Consider the following 3,891-nt stretch of genomic DNA (forward strand, 5'->3'; position numbering starts at 1 on the left):
TCCCCCTCGGACACTCCCTAATCTCCCTAAATTCCGCTGCATTTTGAAAATATTGCTTTAATATCTTTTAATGTCCAATTCAGCAATCAGGCGATTTTAACGATGATTTCAGTTGATGGTCTGAGTAAAATATACGGCTCAACGACAGCAATAACTGATGTTACTTTTAACGTAGAGCAAGGTGAGATTTTAGGGTTCTTGGGACCGAATGGTGCTGGTAAAACTACAACCATGCGGATTTTAGCTGGTTATTTACCTGCGACGAGTGGCACAGTGAGAATTGCTGGGTACGATGTCGATGAAAATTCTCTTTTAGTACGGCAACGAATTGGCTATTTACCAGAAACACCACCGTTATATCCAGAGATGACGGTTGAAGGCTTTTTGTATTTTGTGACGCGAATTAAGGGAGTACCGGCAAGCGATCGCACTAGCAAAGTCAGAGCAGCGATTAAACGCTGTAACTTAGAAGATAAGAGTAATGTAATTATTCGCAAGCTTTCTAAGGGATATCGTCAAAGAGTTGGCATTGCTCAGGCGATCGTCCACGATCCACCAGCTATCATTCTAGATGAACCGACTGTTGGTCTCGATCCCCGGCAAATCATTGAAGTGCGGAATTTAATTAAAAGTCTCGCAGGTACTCACACAATTATTCTCTCTACGCACATTTTGCCAGAAGTGAGCATGACCTGTAACCGCGTAGCCATCATTAATCGCGGGAAAATAGTCGCAACTAACACCCCAGAACATTTGATGACGCAGTTGACAGGTGGTTCTGGATATGAATTGGAAATTTCTGGAGAACCTGCCTTAGCCAAACAGGTATTGCAAAACTTACCTGGTGTAAGTTTGGTAGAATCGATGCCGAGCGGAATGCAAAGGAGTACCCCAATTGCGGATAACCGAGGTTATTTGCGGGTAATATCGCAACCAGGAACCGAACCAGGACAGGAAATTGTCATGGCATTGGTGCGTGCGGGATTTGGTTTATACGAAATGCGACGTGTCAGCGCAACTTTAGAAGATGTATTCTTGCAACTGACTACAGAAGAAAGAAATTTGCCATCTGAGGTAGACGACTCTGAAGCTAAAGAAGGAGAAGCAGCGTAAATGGGTGTAGTGTTGGGTAATATTATTGCCATTTATCGCCGAGAGTTACAAAGTTATTTTGTATCGCCTTTAGCTTATGCGATCGCGAGTATTTTTTGGCTGCTGTCTGGATTGTTCTTAGTCTTGATTTTGCTCGGACCCGAAGGTATCTTACCAACAGTTGCCGCATACGATTTACAAGGACAACAAATCGGGGTGCCAGTACCACCAATTGATGTTCCCTACGAATTTGTCAGGGCATTTTTAGATCGTCTGGGATGGTTATTGCTGTTTGTGCTGCCAATTCTTTCAATGGGACTATATGCCGAAGAACGCAAACGCGGTACATTGGAACTTTTAGCGACATCCCCAGTAACTAATTGGGCAGTAGCTATAGGTAAGTTATTGGGGGTACTGACATTTTTTACAACAATGGTAGCACCACTGCTGGGGTTTGAAGCGATCGCCTTAAGTGGATCGACTCCACCAATATCACCAACAATTCCCTTGTTAGGTCATCTAGCATTAATCTTACTAGCAGCGGCAATCTTGTCCTTAGGAATGTTTATTTCCTCTTTAACAGACAGCACAATTTTATCTGCCGTCCTCACATTTGCAGTGATTTTATTGCTGTTGTTCCTAGACTTAATCGCCAAAAATATTGGTGGTGTAGCAGGAGAAGCTTTAAGTAATCTATCCTTACTCAAACATTACAACACCCTGGTACAAGGAATCTTCGATACCAGCAGCTTGATATTATTTGCTAGTTACATTGTTTTAGGCATCTTCCTCACGGCACAATCAATTGATGCATTGCGATTTCAGCGTAATTAGTTAAAAGTTAAAAGTTAGTAAGCGCGGTAGAGACGTTCGGTCCGGAACGTCTGTACGAAAGGCGCGGAGTTAAAAGTAAGAAGTTTCGTAGTGAGCGGTTTACCGCTCAAAAGTATCAAGGGAATAGAACCGTTTAATACATTGAGTCCGCGTTTATTTACACTCATTTATTTAGAAGATTATTTAACACCTAACAACTAACAAAGGACAAATAATAATTATGAAGATCGTCGCAAAACGAACACTTTGGAAATATCTATTTTGGTTAGGTCCATTTTTCCTCGTTGCCGGCTTAACAGCCGGGTTAATATCGCGTCATTGGGGAGCAATTCCATTAGCATTTTTGATTGCGGGAATTGCGATCCTCGGCTTTTGCTTAATCTGGCAAACTCAACGAACTAACTGGTGGGGACGTCGTTCTACCCAAGCTGGTACAAATGCAATGGTAGCGACTCTTGCAGTGTTGGCAATTTTAGGTTTTATTAACTTCTTAGGCACTCGCTATCACCTGCGAACAGACTTAACTGATACTCAAATATTTACCCTTGCGCCGCAATCACGAGAATTGGTACACTCTTTACAAAAGCCTGCAAAGGTATGGGTGTTTGATGTGAATCGAAATCCTCAAGATTTGGAATTACTGGAAAATTATCGCCGACAAAGTTCAAATTTTAAGTTTGAATTCGTCGATCCACAAACAAGACCAGGATTAGCAGATAAATTTGGCGTCAAAGATTATGGAGAAGTTTATCTAGAATCTCAGGATAGACGACAATTAGTCCAAGTGGTGAATCCAAATGAACGTCTGTCAGAAATTCGCTTAACTAATCGCTTACAACAAATCAATAGCACAACCACAGCTAAAGTTTACTTACTTCAAGGTCACGGTGAACGTCAACTTGCAACCGGTGAAGGTGCAATTTCCCAAGCAGTTCAAGCATTAAGTGACAAAAATTTCACCACATCAGCGCTAAATTTAGCAGAAAAGTCAGCAGTTCCTGATGATGCGGCTGTGGTAATCGTCCCAGGTGCGAAAAAAGCTTTGTTTGACAATGAAGTAAAAGCTTTGCAAACCTATCTCAATCGAGGTGGTAACTTATTGTTGATGATCGATCCAAATACTGACCCGAAACTTGATAGTTTACTACAAGAATGGGGCGTGCGTCTTGATAATCGTTTAGCAGTCAATGTTTCTAACAACGTTGGGCTTGGTCCTGCGGTTGCTTTAGTGACAGAATATGGACAACATCCAATTACTAAAGATTTCGGTAATAGCATCTCGGTTTATCCGTTTGCTCGTCCTCTAGAAGTTACCCCAGTGCCCGGTGTCGAGTCTACCACGTTGATAGTAACCAAACCGTATCCCAGCAGCTGGGCAGAAAGCGACTTGCAAAGCGAAAATTTGCAGTTTAATGAAGGAAGCGATCGCAAAGGTCCTTTAACCTTAGGTGTAGCCTTAAAACGCAAACTATCAGCCAAACCAGCTGCTTTACCTACCCCCACTCCCAACCCCTCACCATTGCCATCACCAACCACTCAAACTAAAGCTTCCCCCACACCACGCTTCCCCCCCGGACCCACTCCCCCCCTCTCCCCCACTTCCACCGAATCACGCTTAGTAGTATTAGGAAATTCCGATTTCGCTACCGATGGTTTGTTTCAACAACAGTTAAACGCAGACGTATTTCTCAACTCAGTTACTTGGTTGAGTCAGCAAGATCAGCAACCTCTTTCGATTCGTCCCAAAGAAGTCAAAAACCGTCGCATCAACATCACGGGGATGCAGGCAAATCTTTTAGCATTATCGTCTTTGGTAATATTACCCCTGATTGGGTTAGCGGCAGCTACTGTTCTTTGGTGGAAGCGACGTTAGGAGTTAGGAGTTAGGAGTTAGGGGTTAGGAGTTAGGAGTTAGGCGTTAGGAGTTAGGAGCTAGGGGTTAGGGGTTTGGGGGGGGGGGTTAGG

General features: G+C 43.2%; 3 protein-coding genes. All 3 read left to right on the forward strand.

The features are described from left to right. Positions 1–102 precede the first annotated feature (102 nt). The 3 genes from OGM63_RS16850 to OGM63_RS16860 all read left to right on the forward strand — a co-directional run bounded on the left by OGM63_RS16850 (position 103) and on the right by OGM63_RS16860 (position 3,799). Complete coding sequence (locus tag OGM63_RS16850) at positions 103–1,113, forward strand: ABC transporter ATP-binding protein (protein WP_263746755.1); 1,011 nt, start codon at positions 103–105, stop codon at positions 1,111–1,113. Further along, entirely contained in the window at positions 1,114–1,926 is an 813-nt protein-coding gene (locus OGM63_RS16855) for an ABC transporter permease (RefSeq protein ID WP_263746756.1), read from the forward strand. It begins immediately after the preceding gene. Between the two features lie 220 nt (positions 1,927–2,146). Then, positions 2,147–3,799, forward strand: a complete 1,653-nt coding sequence (locus tag OGM63_RS16860) for a GldG family protein (protein WP_263746757.1) — start codon at positions 2,147–2,149, stop codon at positions 3,797–3,799. Positions 3,800–3,891: the final 92 nt, after the last annotated feature.

Origin of the sequence: Plectonema radiosum NIES-515, assembly GCF_025753815.1 — a bacterium.
In the GTDB taxonomy this organism is placed as follows: Bacteria; Cyanobacteriota; Cyanobacteriia; order Cyanobacteriales; family Nostocaceae; genus Hassallia; species Hassallia radiosum_A.

Bases quoted from the DNA above. Each gene is read 5' to 3' on its own strand.
- OGM63_RS16850 (WP_263746755.1), top strand. From the start codon at position 103: ATGATTTCAGTTGATGGTCTGAGTAAAATATACGGCTCAACGACAGCA.
- OGM63_RS16855 (WP_263746756.1), top strand. From the start codon at position 1,114: ATGGGTGTAGTGTTGGGTAATATTATTGCCATTTATCGCCGAGAGTTA.
- OGM63_RS16860 (WP_263746757.1), top strand. From the start codon at position 2,147: ATGAAGATCGTCGCAAAACGAACACTTTGGAAATATCTATTTTGGTTA.